26 protein-coding genes and 1 tRNA gene are annotated in these 22,474 nt (G+C 60.2%); 13 read left to right on the top strand and 14 right to left on the bottom strand.

Annotation, left to right across the window (positions count from 1 at the left end; all coding sequences use genetic code 11):
• Window positions 1-4: 4 nt before the first annotated feature.
• The 4 genes from NYQ88_RS13865 to NYQ88_RS13850 all read right to left on the bottom strand — a co-directional run bounded on the left by NYQ88_RS13865 (window position 5) and on the right by NYQ88_RS13850 (window position 2,637).
• Window positions 5-484 (bottom strand): hypothetical protein, encoded by a 480-nt coding sequence (locus NYQ88_RS13865; RefSeq protein ID WP_275651714.1) that lies wholly within the window; start codon window positions 482-484, stop codon window positions 5-7.
• 25 nt (window positions 485-509) lie between these two features.
• On the bottom strand, window positions 510-914 hold the full coding sequence (locus NYQ88_RS13860; RefSeq protein ID WP_275651713.1) for a hypothetical protein: 405 nt from the start codon (window positions 912-914) through the stop codon (window positions 510-512).
• Window positions 915-1,241: 327 nt separating this feature from the next.
• On the bottom strand, window positions 1,242-1,847 hold the full coding sequence (locus tag NYQ88_RS13855) for a hypothetical protein (RefSeq protein WP_275651712.1): 606 nt from the start codon (window positions 1,845-1,847) through the stop codon (window positions 1,242-1,244).
• Between the two features lie 202 nt (window positions 1,848-2,049).
• A complete protein-coding gene (locus NYQ88_RS13850) occupies window positions 2,050-2,637 on the bottom strand; it encodes a hypothetical protein (protein ID WP_275651711.1) in 588 nt (195 codons plus the stop codon).
• Window positions 2,638-2,985: 348 nt separating this feature from the next.
• Between NYQ88_RS13850 and NYQ88_RS13845 the strand changes: the two genes are divergently transcribed.
• The 5 genes from NYQ88_RS13845 to NYQ88_RS13825 all read left to right on the top strand — a co-directional run bounded on the left by NYQ88_RS13845 (window position 2,986) and on the right by NYQ88_RS13825 (window position 5,011).
• Window positions 2,986-3,147: a hypothetical protein gene (locus tag NYQ88_RS13845; RefSeq protein WP_275651710.1), complete on the top strand. Its 162-nt coding sequence runs from the start codon at window positions 2,986-2,988 to the stop codon at window positions 3,145-3,147.
• Window positions 3,148-3,220: 73 nt separating this feature from the next.
• Window positions 3,221-3,784, top strand: coding sequence for a hypothetical protein (locus tag NYQ88_RS13840; RefSeq protein WP_275651709.1), 564 nt, complete (start codon window positions 3,221-3,223; stop codon window positions 3,782-3,784).
• On the top strand, window positions 3,781-4,650 hold the full coding sequence (locus NYQ88_RS13835; protein WP_275651708.1) for a hypothetical protein: 870 nt from the start codon (window positions 3,781-3,783) through the stop codon (window positions 4,648-4,650). Before NYQ88_RS13840 ends, NYQ88_RS13835 begins: the two co-directional genes overlap by 4 nt.
• Window positions 4,647-4,772: a hypothetical protein gene (locus NYQ88_RS13830; RefSeq protein WP_275651707.1), complete on the top strand. Its 126-nt coding sequence runs from the start codon at window positions 4,647-4,649 to the stop codon at window positions 4,770-4,772. The genes NYQ88_RS13835 and NYQ88_RS13830 overlap by 4 nt, the downstream gene beginning before the upstream one ends.
• Window positions 4,769-5,011, top strand: a complete 243-nt coding sequence (locus NYQ88_RS13825; protein ID WP_275651706.1) for a hypothetical protein — start codon at window positions 4,769-4,771, stop codon at window positions 5,009-5,011. Before NYQ88_RS13830 ends, NYQ88_RS13825 begins: the two co-directional genes overlap by 4 nt.
• Before the next feature lie 182 nt (window positions 5,012-5,193).
• On the opposite strand, the gene NYQ88_RS13820 is transcribed toward NYQ88_RS13825, so the two are convergent.
• The 5 genes from NYQ88_RS13820 to NYQ88_RS13800 form a co-directional block, all read right to left on the bottom strand.
• The gene (locus tag NYQ88_RS13820) at window positions 5,194-5,595 is read right to left on the bottom strand and encodes a hypothetical protein (protein ID WP_275651705.1); all 402 of its coding nucleotides are present in this window, start codon (window positions 5,593-5,595) and stop codon (window positions 5,194-5,196) included.
• A 337-nt stretch (window positions 5,596-5,932) separates the two neighbouring features.
• Window positions 5,933-6,781, bottom strand: coding sequence for a hypothetical protein (locus tag NYQ88_RS13815; RefSeq protein WP_275651704.1), 849 nt, complete (start codon window positions 6,779-6,781; stop codon window positions 5,933-5,935).
• A 63-nt stretch (window positions 6,782-6,844) separates the two neighbouring features.
• Window positions 6,845-7,852 (bottom strand): site-specific integrase, encoded by a 1,008-nt coding sequence (locus NYQ88_RS13810; RefSeq protein WP_275651703.1) that lies wholly within the window; start codon window positions 7,850-7,852, stop codon window positions 6,845-6,847.
• A 1-nt stretch (window position 7,853) separates the two neighbouring features.
• Window positions 7,854-7,930, bottom strand: a tRNA-Arg gene (locus tag NYQ88_RS13805).
• A 119-nt stretch (window positions 7,931-8,049) separates the two neighbouring features.
• On the bottom strand, window positions 8,050-9,129 hold the full coding sequence (locus tag NYQ88_RS13800; RefSeq protein ID WP_275651702.1) for a LacI family DNA-binding transcriptional regulator: 1,080 nt from the start codon (window positions 9,127-9,129) through the stop codon (window positions 8,050-8,052).
• Between the two features lie 211 nt (window positions 9,130-9,340).
• Between NYQ88_RS13800 and NYQ88_RS13795 the strand changes: the two genes are divergently transcribed.
• The 8 genes from NYQ88_RS13795 (at window position 9,341) to NYQ88_RS13760 (ending at window position 18,160) form a co-directional block, all read left to right on the top strand.
• Window positions 9,341-10,582: an ABC transporter substrate-binding protein gene (locus NYQ88_RS13795; protein ID WP_275651701.1), complete on the top strand. Its 1,242-nt coding sequence runs from the start codon at window positions 9,341-9,343 to the stop codon at window positions 10,580-10,582.
• Between the two features lie 93 nt (window positions 10,583-10,675).
• Window positions 10,676-11,617 (top strand): sugar ABC transporter permease, encoded by a 942-nt coding sequence (locus NYQ88_RS13790; RefSeq protein WP_275651700.1) that lies wholly within the window; start codon window positions 10,676-10,678, stop codon window positions 11,615-11,617.
• On the top strand, window positions 11,614-12,546 hold the full coding sequence (locus NYQ88_RS13785) for a carbohydrate ABC transporter permease (RefSeq protein WP_275651699.1): 933 nt from the start codon (window positions 11,614-11,616) through the stop codon (window positions 12,544-12,546). Before NYQ88_RS13790 ends, NYQ88_RS13785 begins: the two co-directional genes overlap by 4 nt.
• 6 nt (window positions 12,547-12,552) lie before the next feature.
• Window positions 12,553-13,635 (top strand): ABC transporter ATP-binding protein, encoded by a 1,083-nt coding sequence (locus NYQ88_RS13780; protein ID WP_275651698.1) that lies wholly within the window; start codon window positions 12,553-12,555, stop codon window positions 13,633-13,635.
• Between the two features lie 168 nt (window positions 13,636-13,803).
• Window positions 13,804-14,553, top strand: coding sequence for a sugar phosphate isomerase/epimerase (locus NYQ88_RS13775; RefSeq protein WP_275651697.1), 750 nt, complete (start codon window positions 13,804-13,806; stop codon window positions 14,551-14,553).
• 3 nt (window positions 14,554-14,556) lie between these two features.
• Complete coding sequence (locus NYQ88_RS13770) at window positions 14,557-15,699, top strand: Gfo/Idh/MocA family oxidoreductase (protein ID WP_275651696.1); 1,143 nt, start codon at window positions 14,557-14,559, stop codon at window positions 15,697-15,699.
• Between the two features lie 164 nt (window positions 15,700-15,863).
• On the top strand, window positions 15,864-16,919 hold the full coding sequence (locus NYQ88_RS13765; protein ID WP_275603750.1) for a sugar phosphate isomerase/epimerase: 1,056 nt from the start codon (window positions 15,864-15,866) through the stop codon (window positions 16,917-16,919).
• A gap of 89 nt (window positions 16,920-17,008) precedes the next feature.
• Window positions 17,009-18,160 carry a Gfo/Idh/MocA family oxidoreductase gene (locus tag NYQ88_RS13760; protein WP_275651695.1) on the top strand — a complete coding sequence of 384 codons (1,152 nt, stop codon included), beginning with the start codon at window positions 17,009-17,011 and terminating at the stop codon, window positions 18,158-18,160.
• 35 nt (window positions 18,161-18,195) lie between these two features.
• On the opposite strand, the gene NYQ88_RS13755 is transcribed toward NYQ88_RS13760, so the two are convergent.
• The 5 genes from NYQ88_RS13755 to NYQ88_RS13735 form a co-directional block, all read right to left on the bottom strand.
• Window positions 18,196-19,062, bottom strand: a complete 867-nt coding sequence (locus tag NYQ88_RS13755) for a TraB/GumN family protein (RefSeq protein WP_275651694.1) — start codon at window positions 19,060-19,062, stop codon at window positions 18,196-18,198.
• Between the two features lie 127 nt (window positions 19,063-19,189).
• Window positions 19,190-19,495 carry an ETC complex I subunit gene (locus tag NYQ88_RS13750; RefSeq protein ID WP_275651693.1) on the bottom strand — a complete coding sequence of 102 codons (306 nt, stop codon included), beginning with the start codon at window positions 19,493-19,495 and terminating at the stop codon, window positions 19,190-19,192.
• 196 nt (window positions 19,496-19,691) lie between these two features.
• The gene (locus NYQ88_RS13745) at window positions 19,692-20,492 is read right to left on the bottom strand and encodes an ABC-2 family transporter protein (RefSeq protein WP_275651692.1); all 801 of its coding nucleotides are present in this window, start codon (window positions 20,490-20,492) and stop codon (window positions 19,692-19,694) included.
• Window positions 20,493-20,494: 2 nt separating this feature from the next.
• On the bottom strand, window positions 20,495-21,295 hold the full coding sequence (locus NYQ88_RS13740; protein ID WP_275651691.1) for an ABC-2 family transporter protein: 801 nt from the start codon (window positions 21,293-21,295) through the stop codon (window positions 20,495-20,497).
• Window positions 21,292-22,293, bottom strand: coding sequence for an ATP-binding cassette domain-containing protein (locus NYQ88_RS13735; protein WP_275651690.1), 1,002 nt, complete (start codon window positions 22,291-22,293; stop codon window positions 21,292-21,294). Before NYQ88_RS13735 ends, NYQ88_RS13740 begins: the two co-directional genes overlap by 4 nt.
• Between the last annotated feature and the right edge of the window lie 181 nt (window positions 22,294-22,474).

The following is a 22,474-nucleotide window of genomic DNA, read 5'->3' as shown; positions in this document are numbered from 1 at the left end:
TTGGTCAATGGTGCGCGAAGATCGCCGACGCTATGTCGACGGGCCTGAATTGCCAGTTAGGACCGTACGGATAGAATCCACTCCCGCCCTCTTCGCTCTCCCCAGTTAGAACGCGAGCACGGTCGCCTTCCGCAGTCTCAATCCAGAAGCTGGCAAGTTGAAACGACTTAAATCGGAGAATTGCGCCGGTGATGCGAACCGATCCGAGTTGGCGCTGGGTAGATGCCAGGGTGTCGATGAACTGTTGGACCTCACCGTTTCCAGTCACACTTGTTTCTCGGAACCAGCGATCGGCGTCCTCAACATTGTACGCGAAATGGCGCTGAGCGGCCTTTTCACCCACGGCGCGTTTGATGAGATCGACTGCGAGAGCGTTATCGCCGCTCAGCACCAGAACGAACTCTTGCTCGGTGACCTCCCGATGAACACCTCTCGTTCCCAAAAGAACCCCTGGCGGGAATGTTGCTTCCATAGCAAAATTCATATTCGGCCCCTCCCTCAATGTGACCTTATCCGATCGGTATGCCAGCACCCTGACAAACCGTGTAGATGTCGGAATTGTTGTGCTGCCAGCTAGTCTTGCCGTCGATCACTTCAATGAAGAAAGGCTGGAATCCGGTATAGCCGCCAAACCCATTGGTGGCATTTACCATCCCACAGATAACAGTGGAGACAGGTCCTGATCGCATCTGCGCTCGAGTAGCCCTCACGCTCCGATATTGGACGCTGTTTGGATCTCTGAGGGTGTCGACCATCACCTTATCAATATAACCCTGCTCGCTTTTGCTGACCGGGATTTCGGCGTAGGGCGTGACGAACTTCTCGCTGATGAATTTCTGGGTGCTTTGCGCCGTTGGCGAGCACGCCGCTAGGGATAATACTACCATCGCCAGTGCAGCTATATTGAATCGCAAGTTTTCTCTCCCTCGATAGTGTCAGAGTGACAATAGAGGACGTACAAAATCAAGCCGCTTTGATCGTAGGGGTACATGGAAATTGTCACACAGGGGAGTTGCTCAAGCCGATCGAGCCGAGCAAGGGTGGCAGGCCCTCCGAAACTAGGGAGGACGCCCACCCTAGTTTGTCTCGGTCGTGCGCTGCCTCCGATGCGGGGCTTTCCACCCATCAGGCCAAGCAGGCCATCCGTGTGGCGAATGTGCCCGAAGATCAGTTTCCGCCGCACCCACGACCAAAGATATTGCCGATGCACAGGCCAAGATCGGCGATACGATCGGCCCTAGCTAGAAAATGCCAAACAGCTTGGCTCTGCCCGCGGCGAAAACAGCGTAGAATTTGAGGTCTGGCTGTCCTCGTTGAATTGCCATTGCCAGTGGGAATGAATAGCTTGCACTGCGACCATCTGCCGAGAGATCACCGCTCGTTTCGATTATCTTCGGCGCCGTGACGCCCATCGAGATCGATCGGCCGGCGAACATCGCTGTCATCATGCCGGAAGTGTCTATCCCGCCGCTGGCGGGCTTCTCTGGCGCCATTGTGCTGAGCGGCCAAGTCATCTCAAATCGGTGGTAGTCGCCTTCCTCGAAGAGGGCCATCGTCATCTGGCCGACCGCTCCGGGCGCTTGCGCCGCCTTCTCGGCCGCGCTGGCCCACATACTGCCGAGGGCATCCACTGTGCCTGTCATCGCGACGGTGCAGATAAAGTCACCGCGTTCTGTCGACTTCGTCATGGAGGTCGATACGCCTTCGGCCTCAGGGAAGGTGGAACTGTTGCAGAAGTCGTTGCTGGGGTTGCTCTGGTTAGCCAAAGCGAGCATTGCCGCGTCGACGGAAATCTCGATCGCCAGGGTGGCGGAACCATCCTCTGCTACCGTCAAATCTTGTCGCATGTCGACGCATCCCGAAAGAACTACGGCCGCTACAGTCGCGGCCAGCGCCGTTCGGAAGCGTTTTCCTATTCCCTGCATTGTGTCCCCCGCCAATAGGCAATCCATTTCACATGGAATAGCAGGGGGTGTCGAGAAGGCGTTGCTAGCCTTTCACCGCGCTGGCTTCGATAAGCGGAAATATCGAAAGTATGGCGCGCCAAAGTCAGTCCGTGGGCTGGCTCAATATCACTCCCGTTATTCCAGCCTCGGACGATGCAGGGGCGGCTGCGAGTTGATATGCTATCCGATCGAGGTCACTGATGACCTCGAGAGCACGGAACTCATCGTCCAGGGCGTTGAGGTCGTGGAGGACCTCTACGAACTTCGCCAATTCCCAGTCCATTTCCGGGAATTTCAGTTTGCTATTGGCGCTCATGACAAGAAACTCGACGCCGTCGCTCTGAAGGCTTGCTCGGAAGGGAGAATGCGCGATGATATTGCGCATCTCTCCAAACTTCCTAGCGCGCAAACAAAGGCTGTCGATGTGTTTGGCGCGCTCTTCCTTGATCACGAAACGGTCGACTAAAGTGCGCATCGTCTTGACCTTGTCGTCAAAGGTCATGTTCCGGGTGACGATCCACAGGCGCGCCTTTTCCACGCCGAGTGCCTGTCCCAGCGCATCGCCCAGGCTTTCTTCCAATAGAGCAAAATGCCCGATGAAAGCTCCGACGAGGGTAAAAGCGCGCGTATCAGCCTGCAGCTTGGCGTAGTCAGCGGCTAGGGCTGCGAAATAGGCTTTAGGGTCGTCCATCGTCTGTCCCCTCATCTCGCCGCCCGGGCACAAGAATGGCTCCTGTCCCACCTTCGTCGATGATCTGCACACCCTCGCCGGCAAAGGCAGCAATCATCTTGGCCTTAGTCCCATCTGTAGCTTGGCCGCTGGTCTCGAACCTGTGGACGGTCGTGAAAGCTATTCCGGCCTTCTCGGCAAGTTCGCGAACTGACCACTTCAGAATGGCGCGGGCCGCGCGGTTGGCCTCTGGTGTGAGAACTGGCTGATCAACATTTTGCATACAAGTGTATCTTTTCCTGTTGACGCTGCTAACAAGCGTATGTGATACATACACCTGTAAGCAAAAGACAGCAACGGGAAATCTCCATGCGCAAGACCCTCCATCTCTCCCAGATCGCCCGCAACCCTGCGGTATCCGCTTTCCTGGCCCGCGGTGAGCGCGACAGCGGCGCATCCTTCGCAGTGCCAGCATCGCCCAAGCCCGTCTTGGCCGGCGGCGCCGCAGCCAAGGTTCCTGAATACGCCTGAACAAAGCGGCCCGGCAAGGGACGGCCATCCCCTGCCGAGCCTGATCAAGACCCGATCAAGAAGGGATCGAGCTATGACTGAGCAGAAGAATAGCCACGCCAAGGCAGACTTACAACGCCAGCCCGGCGACAGCCGGACGGTCGAGCCCGGTATCACGCGCCGAGCATTGATCCGCGCCTTTCCCATGGTGGGCGCCGCGATGGCCATCCCCGTTGCCAGCGCCACTGCCGTAGAGGAAAACAACACCCGCCTGGATCGCCTCATGCAGGAGATTGCCGAGATCCTCGACACCGAGCTGATGGGCACCTTCACCGCCGTCATTGGCCCCAGCAAGGAAGATCGCCCCTTAGCGATGCTGATGCCGACCAGTGATGTTCGGAAGGCCATCACCCTGCTGCGCACACCCGCGCCGTTCGACCTCGAGGCCTGGCTGAAAAGACTGCCGGCGATCGAACGGGCAAACTATCACCAGCAAAAGCTCGCTGAGGCTCTCTGTGAGGCCAGCCCCGGCAAGTGGCGCACAGCGGCGTGCCAGGGTGAAGGTCATCAATTCCTTCTGGTTGTCAGGGACGTCAAAACCACACCGGAAAATGCCAGCGTCTTTGTTCAGCAGCTCACCGATGGAGGTGCAGCATGACCGCGCCTGTCTCCATCCAGTCCCTGACTTCGGCTCTGCGCCTGTTCACGACCATCCCAGAGGGATACCGCGCAGCGCAGGTCAGGCGCGCCCATCAGGGCAGCGTTTATCTCAGAGGCATGTTCGTCATTGTCGACCCTGCCGACACCACGCCTGTGCATGGCGGTGATTATCTGGTGCAATGGGATGAAGTCCTTCCCCCCAGCATCATCGGTGCTCGGGAGAAGCACGGATCGTGGTTCGTTGTCCCCGCCGGCGGCGGTCATAGCCAAGTCATGGGCAATGAAAGGATGGTCCTGGTGGACGGCCCGTATCCCCTCGAGGGGCTCCGCGCCAAACTCCTTGGCCGCGTGGTCGGCTACCTGGGGCATGAGTGCGGCCGTCCCATCGAGGCATTGTGGCCTGACACCGGGATGGAGGGGCCGGGCCTTGATACCGTGGGGCTTGACGACTTGCCCGATCAGTATTGCGTAACGGGCGACGGGAGGTGCCTGGAGCCAGTGTATCCACATGGTGCGCGATTCCACATGACGGCCATCGATGCCGCAGAGCCGGGCGATTATGTGGCTGTGTATCGAAAGCCTGACCTGACGCGGCATTCCCATCGACAGGCGATGATCAAACGGCTGGTGACGCCGTTGCCGGAAGGATGGGTTCCCTCGGAGTTTTGGACGCAGGGAGACCCGATGCCGCCAGTGGTGCTCTTGGAGGCGCATAACCCGCCGCGCACCTATGCTGTCCCTGCTGACGAGATTATGGCGGTGCACAAGTGCCTGGGGCTCTACGGTGGCCCGACATTCAGGATCACGAAAGAAGAGGCTAGGGCATTGGCTGCCCAGCAGCGAGCCGATCGAGGTGCAGAATGATCCGGGCCAAGCTCTCTCGGTATCGCGTCCAGCACATCCTCACCGAACTGGCATGGGGACTGGCTGCCGCTACTGGCCTCATCTTCAGCGCCGCCATGGTGCTCTTCGGAGCAGGCCCATGAAGCAGCCATTCTTCACTTGGCCAGCGCAGCGCCTCGACGAAACGATCAAGGCGGCCAGAGACGGCATTCGGTCCCTGCCAGATGCACAGTTGATTGAGGAGGCGGAGCAGCTCAGGCTGCTCTGCAACTCGCCGGGAGAGCAGCTGGCCGAGCATGTGCTGCTGGCGGTCTATGAGGCGGAGAAGGACCGCCGGACGCCGCCAGCCGTCATTATGGAGCAAATACGATTGTTCGAATAGCGCAGAGGCCGCAATGACGGGGCGCTAGCGGCATGACGACTTGGATCAGGGCGGCAGAAACCAGCTTCCTGGACTCTCGTTAGGCCAGCTTTCGGCGCTGCACATGGGCTAGATGCGTTGACAAAGCACGTGGGCGGATCCGAAGTTCAGGTGTCTTGCTGCCCGCGTTAGCTCATGGTGATTTAGCCGGCGCACTGCCATCGAAGGACCTCAGTGCCGCCGCGATAGACATAGGTCATCACAAAAAGGCCATCCTGCGTTAGCTTCATCGCGTACGGCGTCGAATTAGAGACACCACCGCCGGTAAACCAGTTTGCGCCACCTCGCATCGTGAAAAGATCATCGAACGGACCGTGTTTACGAGTGGTGAATATCCAGTTGACGAAGTCGCTTGTTCCGACCGTTTTCGCGGACCTCATATCGACTAACTGCGCCTCTACGTCGAACACAATCTGGTCCACCTCGATGTAGCGCGTGGCGTATGTCGAAGTGTCGACTAGGCTGCAAGCTACCGTTACCGGCGCTGCGCTCGCGTTCTGCGACAATGCTAATGCTCCGAACAAGACCAAAGCACCGATGCGCATGCCAATTCCCCCAAAAACGCTTTTCCTGATGCATCGCCTATGCGCTTTACAAGCGCAAGATGGATGACGAGGTAATTGCAAAGCAACCTTCGCGCTTTGGTGGACTACCTGCAGGGCAGTGACAAAATTTCGATAATGACGTTTATCGAAAATAAAGATTAGGGTTTGGCAGCTTCAGTTCAGGTTGAGAACCACGTTTGAAAGGTCCAGGTTCGGCGTTCGCTGGGCCTGAGAGGCAGAAGCTGAGTTCAGCCCCTGAGGTGCCTTTATCGGAGTTTGATACTGCAGTGCTGGCATTCGCGTAGGCTGGAACGGCTTCGCTTCCAGTTTGGTATCACTAGCTTTGCCCGACATGGTCAGTCTCCTGATTGAGGTCACGCGGATAGAAGTGCTTTCGCTTTATCCAACGGAAGCCTTCGAATTTGGTTACAGTCGCGATGTCCAATTCTCCACCCACGGTCGCAACGCCAGGTAAGAATTTGGTAAACGAAACCGTCGTCTGGGCCAGGAATCGTCCAAGATCGATGGCGTCACGTACAGGCATAGCGGGCTCTATGACAATTGCGGCAGAGTTACGCATGATGTTTTGCTGCAGTGCATGGGCTTGCTCGTCAGTAAGGCCAGCGTCTTTGAGAGCGCCGAAAGTTGCGGACGACACGCCTAGCACCAGCCGGATGCAGGCTTCAGGCTGGCCAGCCCATACGACGTCGCTCAACCCAGCGCCAAGAATGCATTGAGGTGCGCTGATGGTGCCCAGAGAGAACTGGAACTTCCATATCTCGCTTTCGTCTGCATTGGCAGAATAGCCCCCAATGAAGAATTCGAACGACGCTTCGTTGCGAACCCGCTCGTCGAGCAACTCGAACTTGGCGAGGAACCTCTCGTACACGAAGGTAGAGACCTGCTCGATCGTATAGTTGTCTGGCGACACTCCAGACTCTGGCTGCATCATTTCGGCGCGAATGCCTTTAACCACAGTGCTGATCGACTGCCGTCCAAAATTACCCAGGCCGCAAGTCATCGCGACGATGGGCAAGCCGCGGAAAAGGTTGAATATCTTGTCGCCATGGTTGTACACGCGCACAACAGTGTCCTGGCCTGCCTCATTTTTGGTGAGCATAGATGATGCGCTGTCGGTCACGAAAACAATGCAGTCGTTGACCTTCACGCCGACGCAAATAGTCATGCAGCTCCTCCCAGCTAAGCAATGGCTATTCGATTCTCAGTCGAAGGCGATAGTCATGTTACGTCAAAGAAAGCTGCTGCCAGCGTGATCCTTGTACCGATCAGCTCGGCGAATGTAGGTGCGGACGGTGCGCGGGTCCACATGGCGCGATACGTCCATGATCCGGTTGAGGTCGGCGCCGCGATCGGCTGCCGAGGTCACAAAGCCGGCGCGCAACGAATGTCCGCTGAAATCAGCCACGGCTAGCCCTGCCTTGCCAGCGTAGCGCTTGACCACGTTGGCGACGGTATGGCCGGTAATGGCTTCTCTGCCCATCTTGTCGCCACGGCTGACGGCGCGGTATACCGGGCCGCTCTTTATGCCAGACGCAGCGAGCCATGCCTGCAGCGCTTCAACGGGCTTGAGGTGCACACCATGTGGGATGGCGACGGCCTGGCCACGGCCTTCCTGGTCCGTTTTGCTCTTGCGGATCGTCACGTCGACGCCATTCTCTCCGAAGGCAAGATCCTCGACCATCAGGCTGGCGATCTCGCTGCGCCGGAAGGCGCCGGCAAAACCGAGGAGCAAGAGGGCGCGGTCGCGCTTGCCTACCAGTGTCGTGGCAGGAACGTGCGCCAGGATGGTCAGGATGCACTCTGCGGTCGCCGGGGCTTTCTGCCTCGGCGCCACGCCGACGGACCGTCGAATGCCCCGCATGACGTTCTGGACAGCTTCTGCCTCAGTCGGGGAGGGTAGGCCAGCGGTCTTGTGCGCCCATCGGATCGCCGCAGCCTTTTGGGCTATGGTGGAAACGCTAAGCCCGTTGTCAGCCTCAGCTGAAAGGAAGTCCGCGACGGTGGAGATTTCAGCAGGCAGGGCCACCAGATCAAACCCCTTGCACCAGGCCTCAAAGGAGCGCAGCGCAGCGCCATAAGCGCGCAACGTGGCGTCGCTTTTGGATGCCTGGGCATATCGGCGGGAACTCAGGCCGATAGGACGATTCTCGTCGCCGATGGTTACCCTTGTGTTACCCTGAAGCGAAAGGGCAGGAAGCGTGGTAGCGGCGTTTGACGTGTAAGTGCTTGAAAACATTTGGCGATCCCGACAGGATTCGAACCTGTGACCAACAGCTTAGAAGGCTGCTGCTCTATCCAGCTGAGCTACGGGACCGCGTGCCCTCCCTTTAGAGCGTTTCCCTCAAAAGGGGAAACGGTTTTGCGCCCCAAAAACGCGACAAAGAGAGGCGCATTAACACCTTCCGTTTCGCACGGAAAATCCAGTGCATTGGGTCAGGGCAGGGGAGCTGTTTCCGCGTTCACTGTCCGTGGGCGTCCCGTGCTTTCGCGCACCACCAGCTCGCTCCGCAGCACCACGCGCAGCGGCTTTTCCCGGTTTGCCGGTCCCTCGATCATGTCGATCAGCGCCTCGGCAGCCATCCGCCCAAGCATTTCGCGCGGCTGTCGCATGGTGGTGAGCGGCGGATCGATATGCGGGGTCACGCCCAGATCGTCGAAGCCGATGATGGAAATATCGCGCGGACAACTGACGCCGTGCTGGCGCAGGCCGGAGAGAAACCCGATCGCTGATTCATCATTGGCCGCAAAAAATGCCGTGGGCCGATCGGGCAGCGACAGGAATTGCGCCGCTGCCGCATAGCCCGTTTCCATCTCGAAATTGCCGCGCAGGCACCAGTCGGGACGCTGCACGAGTCCGGCCTTTTCGAGCGCCCGGTTGAAACCGCTATGACGCTCTCGCGAAACAATATTCTGCTCCGGTCCGAGCAGGTGGCCGATTCGGGTATGGCCGAGGTCTATGAGGTGGCGAGTCGCCCGCTCAGCCGCTTCGATATTGTCGGTCAGCACCATGTGAAAACCCGATTTCGGGATTTCCTCGCAGGCCAGGACCACCGGCACCACGGCCGCCTGGTCGCGCAGCAATTGCAACTGCGCCGCCTCGATCGAGCCATCGAGCAAAAGCAGCCCGTCAGCCCGGTTTGAAAGCAGGAAATCCTGCAGCCGTGCGATGGTTTGGCGGCCGAAATAAAGGTTGATCACCAGCACGCCATAGCCGCGCGAAGCCGCCTCGCGTTCGATCGCGTCGAGGATGGACGAGAAGAACGGATTGCGGATGTCGGGCAGGGCGACAAGGATCGCCTTGGCACTGCGCCGTCGTAGCGAGCGGGCGGTCTGGTTGAGGGTGTAACCGGTTACACGAACGGCTTCTGAAACCCGGGCGCGCGTTGCCTCGCTCACCTTGCCGGGGGCGGACAGGGCGCGGCTCACTGTTGCTGTAGAGACTTTCGCAAAACGCGCAACGTCTTGGATTGTCGGCGTTTTTCTTGGTTCTTGCACGTGAGCCAGCGCCCCCATTCGCTGTCAATTCTTCAAAGGGTCTAAAACGATCTTGACAGGTCCGCAAGTCCTGTATGAAACTCCTGAAATCGATTGCACTGGGCTTTTTGGTCAATTGCAATCGATTACACGCGGCCGGCCTGGGATGTCTCGATCAAAGAAGGCAACCTCGCGGCTGGCGGCATGACTGGGGCGGAGGCCCCTACGTGTTCGTTGGGAGGACATATCTATGAAGAAGTTTGCAGTAGTTGCCGCCATGGCAACTGCGCTGCTCGGCTCGACTTCAGCCTATGCAGTCGATCTCGAAGTGACCCACTGGTGGACGTCTGCTGGTGAAGCTGCCGCTATCGCCGAATTCGCCAAGATCTTCGAAGCCGAAACCGGCAATACCTGGGTCGACAGCGCCCTGGCCGGCTCGGGCACTGGCGCGAACCCCGTCATCATCAGCCGCATCATTGGTGGCAACCCGATGGGTGCCACGCAGATGAATACCGGCCGCGACGCCGAAGAACTCATCCAGGCCGGCCTCATGCGCGACCTGACCGACGTTGTTGCCGATCTCGACATCGACAGCTTCTACGTTGACCAGTCCCTGCTCGACCCGTGCCGCTACGAAGGCGGTCTCTACTGCCTGCCGATCAACATCCACTCGTGGGACTGGCTGTGGCTCTCCACTGCTGCCTATGAAAAGATCGGCCAGCCCGTCCCGACCAATTGGGATGAGTATGTAGCCTCCTGGCCTGCTCTGCAGGAAGCCGGCATCCTGCCGTTCGGTCTCGCCACCGGCTGGCCGATCAACGGCATCCCGGGCGTTCTCATGAACGGCATCGGCGGCGCCGACCTCGTCAAGCGCATCAACACCGACAAGGATCCGGAAGCCGTTCGCGGGCCGGAATTCCGCAAGGTTGCAGAAGCTCTCGACGCCCTGCGCAAGGTGACTTCGCCTGAGACCATGGTGCCGTCCTTCGGTGACGTTGGTACCCAGCTGCTCGAAGGCACTGCCGCCGCCAACATCCACGGCGACTGGCTTGCTGGCGACCTGCAGATTGCAGGCGGCGTCCCGGGCGAAGACTATGAATGTCTGCCGGCACTCGGCGTTGGCGATCAGCTGACCGGCGGTGGCGACAGCTTCTACTTCCCCAAGCTTCCGGAAGGCACAGATCCGGCCGTGCTTCAGGCTCAGGCTGATCTTGCCCGTATCCTGATCTCGCCGGAAGCCCAGCTCAAGTTCAACATGGTCAAGGGCTCCATGCCGATCCGCACCGACATCGACCTGTCGGGCGCCAATGCCTGCATGACCAAGGCTCTTGATCTGCTCGGCAACGGCCTGCTGCCATCGGGTGACTCCTCGCTCTCGAGCGACACCCAGCAGCAGCTCCAGGATCTCGATCTCGAGTTCTTCGCTGACGAAAACGTCACCGTTGATGACTACATCGAGCGCCGCGCCGAGATCATCGCTCAGGCTGACTGATTTAGCCTGGGTTGAATGAGGCTCAGTTCTCATTCCAAAAAGCGGTGGTCGGTCTCCCCGGAGATCGACCACCTTCTCAATGGAGAGAAGTTTATGGCGGACATTGCCGTTAAATCGGGGGAGGAGGCTCGCGACGTCGCTCGGCCTGGCCTCCTGCAAAAAACCTTCCTGAAAAACCTGCCCGCCAAAATCGCGGCGCTGCCCATGATGGCGACTGTTCTCGTCGTCTTCGTCGGGTGCACGATCTGGACGATCTATTACTCCTTCACCAACTCCAAGCTCCTGCCGACCGGCAAGTTCGTCGGTTTCGACCAGTATGAGCGGCTGTTCACCACCAATCGCTGGAACATCTCGGTCACCAATCTGATCACCTATGGCGCCATGAGCCTGGTGTTGACGCTGGGTCTGGGCTTCCTGCTTGCCGTGCTGATGGACCAGAAGATCCGCTTCGAAAGCGCCTTCCGCACCATCATGCTCTACCCCTTTGCCCTCTCGTTCATCGTCACCGGCCTTGTCTGGCAGTGGATCATGAACCCGACGCTCGGCCTTCAGGGTGCGATGCGCAATCTGGGCTGGGAAAGCTTCACCTTCGACTGGATTTCCAATCCGCGCATGGTGCTGTTTGCGCTGCTCATTGCCGGTCTATGGCAAGGCGTCGGCTTCTGCATGATCCTGATGCTCGCCGGTCTTCGCGGCGTTGATGAAGAAATCTGGAAGGCCGCACGCGTTGACGGCATCCCCACCTGGCGCACCTATCTCTCCATCGTCCTGCCGATGATGCGCGGCGTGCTCGTCACCGCCGTGGTGCTGATCGGCTCGGGCATTGTCCGTCTCTACGATCTGGTCGTGGCGCTCACCAATGGCGGCCCGGGCATCTCGTCCGAAGTGCCGGCCAAATACGTCGTCAACTACATGTTCTCCGGCGGCAATATCGGCCAGGCGCTGGCCGCTGCCACCATGATGCTGCTGACGGTGATGATCATCATGATCCCGTGGGCTTATCTTGAATTCGGCGGAAAGGGCAAACGCGCATGAGCACGACCGCAACCATGACCGGTTCTGCGCCTGTCGCACCGGGCCAGGCCGTTGAGCCGCGTGGCCCCAGGCCAAAGCCCTTCTTCACCCCGAAGAAGATCATGATCTACTCCACCCTGATCTTCTTCTCGCTCTACTTCCTGTTCCCGCTCTATGTGATGGTCTCGACCTCGTTCAAGACCATGCCGGAAATCCGTTTCGGCTCGATTTTCGCGCTGCCGAACCAGATCAATTTCGACGCCTGGACGCGAGCCTGGACCAGCGCCTGTACCGGCCTGACCTGTAATGGTCTGGCCCCAGGTTTCTGGAACTCGGTCAGGATCACCATTCCGTCCACGATCGTCTCGATCTTCATCGCCGCGATCAACGGCTATGCCCTGGTCAACTGGCGCTTCAAGGGCTCGGAAATCTTCTTTGCCATCCTCATCTTCGGCTCGTTCATCCCCTATCAGGTGATGCTCTATCCGCTGGTGATGATCACCCGTGAGCTCGGCATCTTCGGCAAGCTCGAAGCCGTCATCCTCATCCACACCATTTTCGGCATGCCCATTCTGACCCTGCTGTTCCGCAATTACTTTGCATCGCTGCCGCAGGAGCTGTTCAAGGCTGCGCGCGTCGATGGGGCAGGGTTCTGGCGCATTTTCTTCGAGATCATGCTGCCCATGTCGCTGCCGATCTTCGTGGTTGCGCTGATCCTGCAGATCACCGGCATCTGGAACGACTTCCTGTTCGGCGCCGTCTTTGCCGGCACGCACAACCAGCCGATGACGGTCCAGCTTAACAACATCGTCAACTCTGCCCAGGGCACCCCCGAGTACAACGTCAACATGGCGGCAACCGTGCTCACCGGCCTCGTGCCCCTGATTGTCTACTTTGTCTCCGGCAAGCTGTTCGTTCGCGGCGTGGCCGCTGGCGCCGTGAAGGGATAAACCACCATGCAACCCAGCGTTTCCATCAAAGATCTCTCGCTCAATTTCGGCAATGTGAAGGTGCTCGAGAACCTCAATCTCGACATCGCCCAGGGTGAGTTCATCGTGCTGCTCGGGCCGTCCGGCTGTGGCAAGTCGACCCTGCTCAACTGCATTGCCGGCCTGCTCGAAGTGTCCGACGGGCAGATCTTCATCAACGGCAAGAATGTCACCTGGGAAGAGCCCAAGGACCGCGGCATCGGCATGGTGTTCCAGTCCTATGCGCTCTATCCGCAGATGACGGTCGAGCGGAACCTCTCCTTTGGCCTCCGCGTCGCCGGCATGGCCAAGGACGAGATCGAAAAGCGCGTCAAGCGCGCCGCCGAAATCCTGCAGATCGAGCCGCTGCTGCAGCGCAAGCCGGCCAACCTCTCCGGTGGCCAGCGACAGCGCGTCGCCATCGGCCGTGCCCTTGTGCGCGACGTGGATGTCTTCCTCTTCGACGAGCCGCTGTCCAACCTCGACGCCAAGCTGCGCAGCGACCTGCGTGTTGAAATCAAGCGCCTTCACCAGCGCCTGAAGAACACCATGATCTACGTCACTCACGACCAGATCGAGGCGCTGACGCTCGCTGACCGCATCGCCATCATGAAGAATGGTGTGATCCAGCAGCTGGCTGATCCGCACACTATCTACAACAAGCCGGTCAATCTCTACGTGGCGGGCTTCATCGGTTCGCCGTCGATGAACTTCATCAACGGCACGCTGGATGGCGCCACCTTCACCGCTGAAGATGGCACCAGCATCCCGGTCGGCTCCTATGAGTTCGCAGTGGGTGTAAAGGGGCCGACCAAGGCCGTTCTCGGCGTTCGCCCCGAGCACATCTTCCTTGGAGAGGCCGCGCAGGGCTCGCCGTTCACCACCCAGGCCGAGATCGAGATCGTCGAGCCCATGGGCTCGGAGACCCTCGCCTGGACCAAGGTTGCCGGCGTCTCGGTCACCTTCCGCTGCTCGAGCGACATCGAACTCAACGTCGGCGACGAGGTCACGCTCGGCTTCGATATCGCGCGCGGTTCGCTGTTCGATGCACAGACGGAAAACCGTCTCTGATTTTTCAAACCGTGCGGCGTCCACCAGGGCGCCGCACTGCCGCTTCGGCGGCAAATCCTTACCTTTGCGGTAATCGGTCTGGCATTTCGGCAGGACATGGTTTTGTGCCTGGCATAGAACTCTCCCCGCGATGCGAGGCCGCATTTTAATTATTGGACGGGGCCAACGATGGACTTCTCTTATCAGCTTTACAGTGCACGCAATGAGGCGTCGCTGGATGACACTCTCAAGACCCTCAGCGGTCTCGGCTATACCCAGGTCGAAGGTTGGGGTGGTCAGTTTGCCGACCCCGCCGCGCTGGCCCAGAGCCTCAAGAATGCCGGCCTCACCATGCCGACCGCCCACATGGGCTTCGCTCAGCTGGAAAACACCGACGAGGCCCTGCGCATCGTTGAGACCGTTGGCATCGACACCGTCTACTGCCCGGCGCCGCCGTCCGAAGCCTTCCGTATCGGCATGGGCGACTGGCAGCATTTCGCCGAGGGCCTGGCCAAGGTCGCCGCTGCCTTCAAGGCAGCCGGCAAGGGCTTTGGCTATCACAACCACCATTGGGAATTCTCCAGGGATGCCAATGGCAAGACGCCGATGGAGCTGATCCTCGACGCCTCCCCGGACACGCAGTGGGAAATGGACCTCGCCTGGGTGGTCAAGGCCAATGAAGACCCGCTCTTCTGGCTCGACAAGCTGGGCAGCCGCATCACTGCCGTCCACGTCAAGGACATTGCCCCTGCCGGCGAGAACGCCGATGAAGACGGCTGGGCCGACGTCGGTCACGGCACGCTCGACTGGAAGACCCTGATCGGTCAGGTTCAGTCCAAGACCAAGGCCCGCTATTTCGTTCTCGAGCACGACAAGCCCGCCGACGCGATCCGCTTCGCGCGCCGTTCGATGGACACCCTCAAGAGCTTCGGAGTCTAAGCCATGGCAAAGACCTATGGCGTCGGCATCATGGGTGCCGGCAATATTTCTGGTGCCTATCTGCGCCTCGCGCCCCTGTTCAAGGGGCTCGAGGTTCGCGCCGTTGCGGACATCCGCCCGGAAGCCGCCAAGCTGCGCGCCGACGAGTTCGGCGTTGCCGCCCAGACCCCGGATGAGCTGCTCAAGAACAGCGAGATCGACGTCATCGTCAATCTCACCATCCCGGCCACCCATTATTCCGTGTCCTCCGACATCATCTCGGCCGGCAAGCACGCCTATTCCGAAAAGCCGTTCGTGCTTTCGGTTGAAGAGGGCCTTGCTCTCAAGAAGGCAGCCGACGAGCGTGGCCTCAAGGTCGGTTCGGCTCCCGATACCTTCCTCGGCGGCGCCCACCAGCAGGCGCGCGACATCATCGACAGTGGCAAGCTCGGCAAGATCATGAGCGGCACCACCCACGTGATGAGCCGCGGCATGGAGCACTGGCACCCCAATCCGGACTTCTTCTTCCAGCCCGGCGGCGGCCCGATCCTCGATCTCGGCCCCTATTATGTCACCGAGCTGATCCATCTGCTCGGCCCGGTCAAGCGCCTCTCGGCCTTCACCAACATGGCCCGTGCCGAGCGCACGGTCACCGCTGATGGCCCGTTCAAGGGCAGCGTCATCAAGGTCGGCACGCCCACGACGATCCATGGCGTTCTCGAATTCCACAACGGCGCTATCGTCACTGTCGGCGCCAGCTGGGACGTGGCGGCTCACGGCCACCACAACATCGAGCTCTACGGCACCGATGGCTCCATCTTTGTGCCCGATCCGAACTTCTTCGGCGGCGATCTCATCACCGCCAGCATCGACGGCACCCGGACCCCGGTCACCCCTTGGGAGCATCCGTTCGGCAAGGCCAACCAGGACCTCGACAAGCCGGTGCCGCGCGCCAATTATCGCGCTGCAGGTCTTGCCGACATGATGGCGTCCATTGAAACCGGGGCGCCCGCGCGCTGCGGTCTTGATGTCGCGCTGCACGTCATTGAAGTGCTCGACGGTCTGCTGCGGGCCGGTGCAAGCGGTGAAGTTCTCACCCTGACCACCACCTGCGAGCGTCCGCTGGCGCTCGGTCCTGACGAGGCACGGGCACTGCTAAAGGCCTGATGGACGTACCTCATTGACACGTGCAAAGCACTGGTCAAGAGTGAGTTGAATTGAACCGGGCGGCGGGAATCCGCCGCCCGTTTTCGTCTATGCGGGCATCAGACCCGCGCTGAGGATAAGGTCTGCGGCGCCACTGCCGACGGGCCGTAGAGAGGAGAAAATTCATGCGCACCATCAAGGGGCCCGCAATTTTTCTGGCCCAGTTTGCCGGCGACACTGCGCCGTTCGACACTCTGGACAATATCTGCCGCTGGGCTGCCGGCCTCGGCTACAAGGGCGTTCAGATCCCGACCTGGGTCTCGAGCTTTATCGATCTCGAAAAGGCCGCCAATTCAAAGACCTATGCGGACGAGATCAAGGGCATCGTCAATAGCCACGGTCTCGAGATCACCGAGCTTTCCACCCACCTTCAGGGCCAGCTCGTCGCCGTTCATCCGGCCTATGACACCGCATTCGATGGTTTCGCCCCGGCCGCTGTGCATGGCAATCCCAAGGCCCGTCAGGAATGGGCCGTCCAGACGCTCAAGAACGCCGCCAAGGCTTCCCAGAACCTCGGCCTCAAGGCCCACGCCACCTTCTCCGGCGCCCTTGCATGGCCCTATGTCTATCCGTGGCCGCAGCGCCCCGCAGGCCTCGTCGAAGAAGCCTTCGATGAACTGGCCCGCCGCTGGACGCCGATCCTGAATGCCTTTGATGATGCCGGCGTCGACGTCTGCTACGAAATCCACCCCGGAGAGGACCTGCACGATGGCATTTCCTTCGAAATGTTCCTCGAGCGCGTGAACAACCACCCGCGCGCCAACATCCTCTACGATCCCAGCCATTTCGTTCTGCAGCAGCTGAACTATCTCGACTTCATCGACATCTACAAGGACCGCATCAAGGCGTTCCACGTCAAGGATGCCGAGTTCAACCCCACCGGCCGTCAGGGCGTCTATGGTGGCTTCCAGTCCTGGGTAGACCGGGCAGGGCGCTTCCGCTCGATCGGCGATGGTCAGGTCGATTTCCCAGCCATCTTCGCCAAGCTGACCGCCAATGATTTCGACGGCTGGGCGGTGCTCGAATGGGAATGCGCCATCAAGCACCCCGAAGACGGTGCGCGCGAGGGTGCCGAGTTCATCAAGAGCTACATCATCCGCGTCACGGAAAAGGCCTTCGACGATTTCGCCAGCGGCGGCACCGATCAGGCGGCCAACCGCAAGATGCTCGGCCTGAGCTGAGCCGTTAGCAGGTCTGTGACGTATTCTCGTCGCAGGCCTGCTCGATGCTAACAGTCTGCTACCCAATTGCAGCATTAAGGACACGCAAAATGGCTGAAAACGGCGCAAAGCGCATTCGCCTTGGCATGGTCGGCGGCGGCACGGGAGCCTTCATCGGCTACGTCCACCGCATCGCAGCGCGGCTTGACGGAGACTATGAACTCGTCGCCGGCGCCCTGTCCTCCCGCCCGGAAGTGGCTCTGGAATCAGGGAAAAATCTCGGCCTCGCTGAAGATCGCATCTATACCTCCTACGAGGAAATGGCCCGCGCCGAGGCGGCTCGCCCGGACGGTATCCAGGCGGTTTCCATCGTCACGCCCAACCACATGCACTTCGGTCCCGCCAAGGCCTTTCTCGAAGCCGGCATCCATGTGATCTGCGACAAGCCGATCACCTCGACCATCGAGGATGCCCGTAAGCTCCTGGAAATCCAGCCGAAAAACGGCGCGAAATTCCTACTCACCCACAACTACACCGGCTATCCGCTGATCCGTCAGGCCCGAGACATGATCGCTGCCGGCGCCCTCGGCAAGATCCGTGTCGTCCAGGCCGAGTACCCGCAGGAATGGCTCACCGAGCCAACCGGTGACGATAACAAGCAGGCAGCCTGGCGCACCGACCCAGCCCGGTCCGGCGCTGGCGGCTGCATCGGCGATATCGGCACCCACGCCTACAACCTTGCCCGCTTCGTCACCGGCCTGAAAACCGAAGCAGTTGCAGCGGACTTGACTGCATTTGTCCCCGGCCGCCAGCTTGATGATAACGTACACATCATGCTCCGCTTCGAGGGGGGGGCGAAGGGTATGCTCTGGGCCAGCCAGGTGGCTCCGGGTTGCGAAAACGGCCTGCAGTTGCGCCTCTATGGCGAAAAGGGTGGTCTCGAGTGGCGTCAGGACAATCCGAACTACATGTGGTTCACCGAATTCGGTAAGCCCAAGCAGCTGCTGACCCGTGGTGGCTCGATCTCCAGCGCTCCGGCTGCCTCGATGAACGTGCGTATCCCTACCGGTCACCCGGAAGGCTATCTCGAAGCGTTCGCGACCATCTACTCGCAGTTTGCCGCCGTCATCCGCGGCGATGGCGCCGACTATGAAGCCCTTCTGCCCACCATGGCCGACGGCGTCGAAGGCATGCAGTTCATCGCCGCCTCGGTGAAGTCCAGCCAGAACGACAGCCGCTGGACCCGCTTCAGCGAGGTCTGATCTCTATGCCGCCCGGCCCTTGGTCGGGCGGCTGTTTACTGCACGCGTTCTGCAGTAAAACCCTTATCTTCCAATTGCTTAACAACGCTCATCTCCCCCAGGAGGTGGCCTGCGCCGACCACCAGCAGGGCCTCCTCGTTCTCGGTCAGCATGGTCTCGATCTCCGCCGTCCAGTTCTCATTGCGCTGGTTGATGAGGATGTCGATGAAGGCCACGCCATAGGCCCCGGCGTCGGCCATGAAAAGATCCGCCAGTTCCTCGGGGTTGCCCGTCACCCAGGCGGCCATCATCTCGTCGAGCATCTCGACCAGGCGATCTGCCTCCGCTAGCGTTCCGGCCAGCATCTCCACTTCGCTGGTCTCATCCTCGCCCGCGAGGAAGCCGATCTGCTCCGCCGCCGTCTCGAGATAGCCCTGTCGCTCGCGCTCAACCTCTTGTTGCAGAACGAGATCTACCCCCAGATTAGGATCGTACCCGGCCTGCATCAGCGCCGTCACCGAGATCGTGCTCGCCGCCAGCCAGGGGCGCATGGCCAGAAGGGTCGGCACTGGCACCCCGTAGAGCTCGGCCGCATCCCGGACCTTCTGCATCAGCTCGGCGTCGATCCTGGCATTGAGCAATCGGCCGTCCGTCGCAAAGCCATGCTCCATGGTCAGCGCCATGATCTCCGGCTGCGCCACGGGCCCGAGGTCGGTTTCAAAATAGACCCGGTCCGCCTTGGTCAGCAGCTTGTTAAGCGTGTCGGTGCGCCACTCCGTGTCCTCGGGCAGCAGATGGATGGAGCCGAACAGCCAGATGGAGCTGTCCGCGTCGCTGACTTTCCAGAGGACGGGGGCCGCATGGGCAGGGGCGGCAGCGATACCGGCGAGGGCGAGTGCGACAAGCAGCGGACGAAAGTTCATCGGGAGCGCTCCGGAGGTATGAGCCTTAGGGTCTTCCGATCATAGTCGCGTTGAAAGCAGAAAGAAGGCGAAAACAAAAAGCGCCGCAATCACTTGCAGCGCTTGTCGGATTCAATCTGTAAGGGACTTAATGTGTCCAGGGCGTCCGGCGGTCGGACCGGAAATTGTCCGGATAGCTGACCTTCTTGGGCGTCGTGTCATGCGCAGGCTGCACGGTGTATTCGATGCCATTGCGCTGGGCATAGGCCTCGGCTTCTTCCTGGCTGTCGAACGACAGGCGGACCTGCTGGGTCGTGTCGGCGCTACTGGTATAGCCCATGAGCGGGTCGATGCTGCGGGGAGCCGCAGCCTCATGGACAAGAACCCAGCTCTTGGATTTGCCCCGGCCAGATTGCATCACGTTACGGGAAGGGCGGTAGATGCGGGCGGTCATGCAAAGTCCTCTAAACGATGCGACATCGAATTACGACAAGCGCTCCGGAGCACTTGTTCCTCCGGAATCCCTGCGGTCGAAAATAGGTTCCAAACCTATAGTTTGCCGGCGCGCGCGGGGGAAGTACAAAATGGTTTCCGGCAGCCATCCAGCACGCCATTCCGTCCAATCACACACCCCCGAACTGAGCGACAACTCAGCCGCCCGCACCCTGATATTTGCCGGTGGCATAACGCCAGTGCGCCATCGCGAGCAGAACCCAGGCCGGGCCGGCCAGGAGGGCGACGGGTCCGGCCCAGTCCCCCAATATGGGAATAGGCTTGCCCAGCATGGCGCCGACCGGAACCGAGCTTGTCAGGGCTAGAGGCACGGCAGTGATGAGGATAATCTGGATACCGCCGGGCAAGATGTTGAGCGGGTAGCGGGTCAGCTCCCAGAAGCCGAAGAATATCGAGAACAGATGATTGGACCGCACCCAGATCAGCGCCGTCGCCCCGATCATGGTGATGATAGCCGCAGTAAGCAGGGTGGCGCTGATCACTGCCCCAACCAGATAGAGCGCAGCACTGACCGACCACGAGAAATCGACGGCCGCGACGGCCCAGGCCATCAGCGCCCCGGCGAGAATGATATGGCCGACATAGCCAATGTTCAGGCCGGAGAAGACGATATAGGCCCAGGGGCTGAAGGGCTTGACCAGCAGTGTGTCATAGGTCCCGAGCCGAACCAGAAGTTCGATATTGCGCAGCTGCACGAAACTCATCGCCGCCCCAAGCGAATAGGTGAGGAGCTGGAAGCTGAACAGCAGCGCCAGCTCGGGAAAATTCCACCCGCCAAGGGTTTCAAACCGGGCCAGCAATATCGCGATGGTGGCGAAGACGCTGCCATAGGAAAGGATCTGCGCGAAGCGGTCGAGCCAGAACGCGCCGCGATATTCCATCTGCGAACGGATGTGCATTTTGACGAGGAGCAGGAGGATGCGCAGCTGCCGGATCATGCTCAGCCCCCCTGCACGGTGACGCGCCTCGAGGCTTTGCCCCAGAGCCAGAGGACGCCGAGGAAAAAGAGCGCAGTCCAGCCGAGCCCCATGCCCAGATAGAGCCATGTTTCCGGCACCGAGAGGCGGCCGAGATAAACCGCGTTAGGATAATAGACCACCCATCCAAACGGCAGGTGCCGCGCCAGTGTGGCCAGCGGTTCCGGATAGAACCAGAACGGCACCAGCAGGCCCGAGAAGAGATGGAGCAGGGCGCCGAAGGTCCAGTCGAGCGAAAAGCTGGTCATCAGCCAGAAGGCCATCAGTCCGCAGAACGCCGACATCAGGAACAGCAGCACGAACGCCACGACCCAGAACACCAGGAACATCACACCGTGGAAGAAGCTCTCCGGCGGCAACATGCCATAGACAAGCGCAGTGAAGGCAACAGTGGGAATAACCTGGGTCAGCAGGCGATAGAGGAAACTGCCGGTCTCATTGGCAAAGAGATAGAGCGGGTAGGACAGCGGTTTCAGCAACCAGACCGCGATATCGCCTGTCTTGAGGGACCGACCGATCTCGTTGATGACTCTCTCGGGACGCATGGCGCCCATCACGGCGCCGCCGAGCAGTGCATAGGTCACCATCTGCTCCACCGAAATCCCATCGACCGTTGTGGCGCCAACGCCGGCATAGATCGCCAGCCATATGGCAACCCGGGCAAACACCTGCACCAGCTTGCCGAAAATATTGGCCCAGACCTCGTTTCGATAGGCTAGTTCGGACAGGAAGGAGGACCGGGTAAACGCGGTATAGGCGCTCATGAGGCGAGCGCCGCTGCATTGCGCCGCTGGTAAAATGTCCGGATCACCTCTTCGATATCCGGTTCATGCAGGGTGATGTCGGTAAGTCCGCGGTCGCCGCCGAGCTCGGAGAGCACCGTCACAAGCGAAACGTCCTCTCGATCGAGCAGAAAGTGCTTTCGCAGCCCTTCGTCGGCCGTCAACCGCGCGCTGTCGAGAGCTATAGGGCCGGGATCACTGGCAAATTCAAGGGTCAGCCGCCGGGACGAGCCGAGAGCTGAACGCAGGCGACTGAGTTCGCCATCAAAGATCAGCCTGGCATGGTCCACCATGATCAGCCGCGGGCAGATCGTTTCAATGTCCTGCAGGTCATGGGTCGTGAGAACGATGGTGACGCCACGTTCGCGATTGATCTCCGCGAGGAACCGCCGCACGGCGTCCTTGGCGACCACGTCGAGGCCGATCGTCGGCTCATCGAGAAAGAGGATTTCCGGGTCGTGCAACAGTGACATGACGATCTCGGCGCGCATGCGCTGGCCCAGGCTGAGCTGGCGCACCGCACGGTCGAGAAAGGGCGTGAGATCAAGCAGTTCGCTGAAACGCTTGAGGTTGTCCGCGTAGCGGGCGGGCGGGATATCGTAGATGGCCTGGTGCAGCGTAAAGCTGTCGATCAGCGGCAGATCCCACCAGAGCTGGCTGCGCTGTCCGAAGACCACACCAATCTGGCGTGCATTGGTCATCCGCTCGGTATGCGGCGTGCGACCCAGCACCGAGAGCGTCCCCTCACTGGGAACAAGGATGCCGGTCATCATCTTGATCATCGTTGATTTGCCGGCGCCATTCGGCCCCAGATAGCCGACCGCCTCGCCGGCGGCGATGTCGATGCTGATGTCCGAGACTGCAGTAACTTCGGTATATTCCGTCGTGACCAGGGTCTTGAACGCCCCCAGAAGACCGGGGAAACGCTTATGCTGCCGGAAACGCTTGGACACGTTCCGCACTTCGATCAACCCGGCCATGGCGCTTCTCCCTCGGGAGCAAGCTAGCGCGATTCGTGACCGCTCAAAGCCGGAAGGCACAAACTCTGCCAGCGCTCGATCAGACGCGGTTTCGGACCAGTCCGAATGGCTCTGCCTGCGTTCAAAGCCAGGTTTTCGCCGGTATCGCCTCGAGGAGACCAATGGCGCCATCGGTCGCCGT

This window comes from Devosia sp. SD17-2 (assembly GCF_029201565.1).
In the GTDB taxonomy this organism is placed as follows: Bacteria; Pseudomonadota; Alphaproteobacteria; order Rhizobiales; family Devosiaceae; genus Devosia.
Note: the sequence above shows the minus strand (reverse complement) of the source record. Positions and strands in the feature narration are given on the sequence as shown.

Coding starts and splice junctions, on each gene's coding strand:
- NYQ88_RS13865 (WP_275651714.1), bottom strand. CDS start 484: ATGAATTTTGCTATGGAAGCAACATTCCCGCCAGGGGTTCTTTTGGGA.
- NYQ88_RS13855 (WP_275651712.1), bottom strand. CDS start 1,847: ATGCGACAAGATTTGACGGTAGCAGAGGATGGTTCCGCCACCCTGGCG.
- NYQ88_RS13850 (WP_275651711.1), bottom strand. CDS start 2,637: ATGGACGACCCTAAAGCCTATTTCGCAGCCCTAGCCGCTGACTACGCC.
- NYQ88_RS13845 (WP_275651710.1), top strand. CDS start 2,986: ATGCGCAAGACCCTCCATCTCTCCCAGATCGCCCGCAACCCTGCGGTA.
- NYQ88_RS13840 (WP_275651709.1), top strand. CDS start 3,221: ATGACTGAGCAGAAGAATAGCCACGCCAAGGCAGACTTACAACGCCAG.
- NYQ88_RS13835 (WP_275651708.1), top strand. CDS start 3,781: ATGACCGCGCCTGTCTCCATCCAGTCCCTGACTTCGGCTCTGCGCCTG.
- NYQ88_RS13830 (WP_275651707.1), top strand. CDS start 4,647: ATGATCCGGGCCAAGCTCTCTCGGTATCGCGTCCAGCACATCCTCACC.
- NYQ88_RS13825 (WP_275651706.1), top strand. CDS start 4,769: ATGAAGCAGCCATTCTTCACTTGGCCAGCGCAGCGCCTCGACGAAACG.
- NYQ88_RS13820 (WP_275651705.1), bottom strand. CDS start 5,595: ATGCGCATCGGTGCTTTGGTCTTGTTCGGAGCATTAGCATTGTCGCAG.
- NYQ88_RS13815 (WP_275651704.1), bottom strand. CDS start 6,781: ATGACTATTTGCGTCGGCGTGAAGGTCAACGACTGCATTGTTTTCGTG.
- NYQ88_RS13810 (WP_275651703.1), bottom strand. CDS start 7,852: ATGTTTTCAAGCACTTACACGTCAAACGCCGCTACCACGCTTCCTGCC.
- NYQ88_RS13800 (WP_275651702.1), bottom strand. CDS start 9,129: ATGGGGGCGCTGGCTCACGTGCAAGAACCAAGAAAAACGCCGACAATC.
- NYQ88_RS13795 (WP_275651701.1), top strand. CDS start 9,341: ATGAAGAAGTTTGCAGTAGTTGCCGCCATGGCAACTGCGCTGCTCGGC.
- NYQ88_RS13790 (WP_275651700.1), top strand. CDS start 10,676: ATGGCGGACATTGCCGTTAAATCGGGGGAGGAGGCTCGCGACGTCGCT.
- NYQ88_RS13785 (WP_275651699.1), top strand. CDS start 11,614: ATGAGCACGACCGCAACCATGACCGGTTCTGCGCCTGTCGCACCGGGC.
- NYQ88_RS13780 (WP_275651698.1), top strand. CDS start 12,553: ATGCAACCCAGCGTTTCCATCAAAGATCTCTCGCTCAATTTCGGCAAT.
- NYQ88_RS13775 (WP_275651697.1), top strand. CDS start 13,804: ATGGACTTCTCTTATCAGCTTTACAGTGCACGCAATGAGGCGTCGCTG.
- NYQ88_RS13770 (WP_275651696.1), top strand. CDS start 14,557: ATGGCAAAGACCTATGGCGTCGGCATCATGGGTGCCGGCAATATTTCT.
- NYQ88_RS13765 (WP_275603750.1), top strand. CDS start 15,864: ATGCGCACCATCAAGGGGCCCGCAATTTTTCTGGCCCAGTTTGCCGGC.
- NYQ88_RS13760 (WP_275651695.1), top strand. CDS start 17,009: ATGGCTGAAAACGGCGCAAAGCGCATTCGCCTTGGCATGGTCGGCGGC.
- NYQ88_RS13755 (WP_275651694.1), bottom strand. CDS start 19,062: ATGAACTTTCGTCCGCTGCTTGTCGCACTCGCCCTCGCCGGTATCGCT.
- NYQ88_RS13750 (WP_275651693.1), bottom strand. CDS start 19,495: ATGACCGCCCGCATCTACCGCCCTTCCCGTAACGTGATGCAATCTGGC.
- NYQ88_RS13745 (WP_275651692.1), bottom strand. CDS start 20,492: ATGATCCGGCAGCTGCGCATCCTCCTGCTCCTCGTCAAAATGCACATC.
- NYQ88_RS13740 (WP_275651691.1), bottom strand. CDS start 21,295: ATGAGCGCCTATACCGCGTTTACCCGGTCCTCCTTCCTGTCCGAACTA.
- NYQ88_RS13735 (WP_275651690.1), bottom strand. CDS start 22,293: ATGGCCGGGTTGATCGAAGTGCGGAACGTGTCCAAGCGTTTCCGGCAG.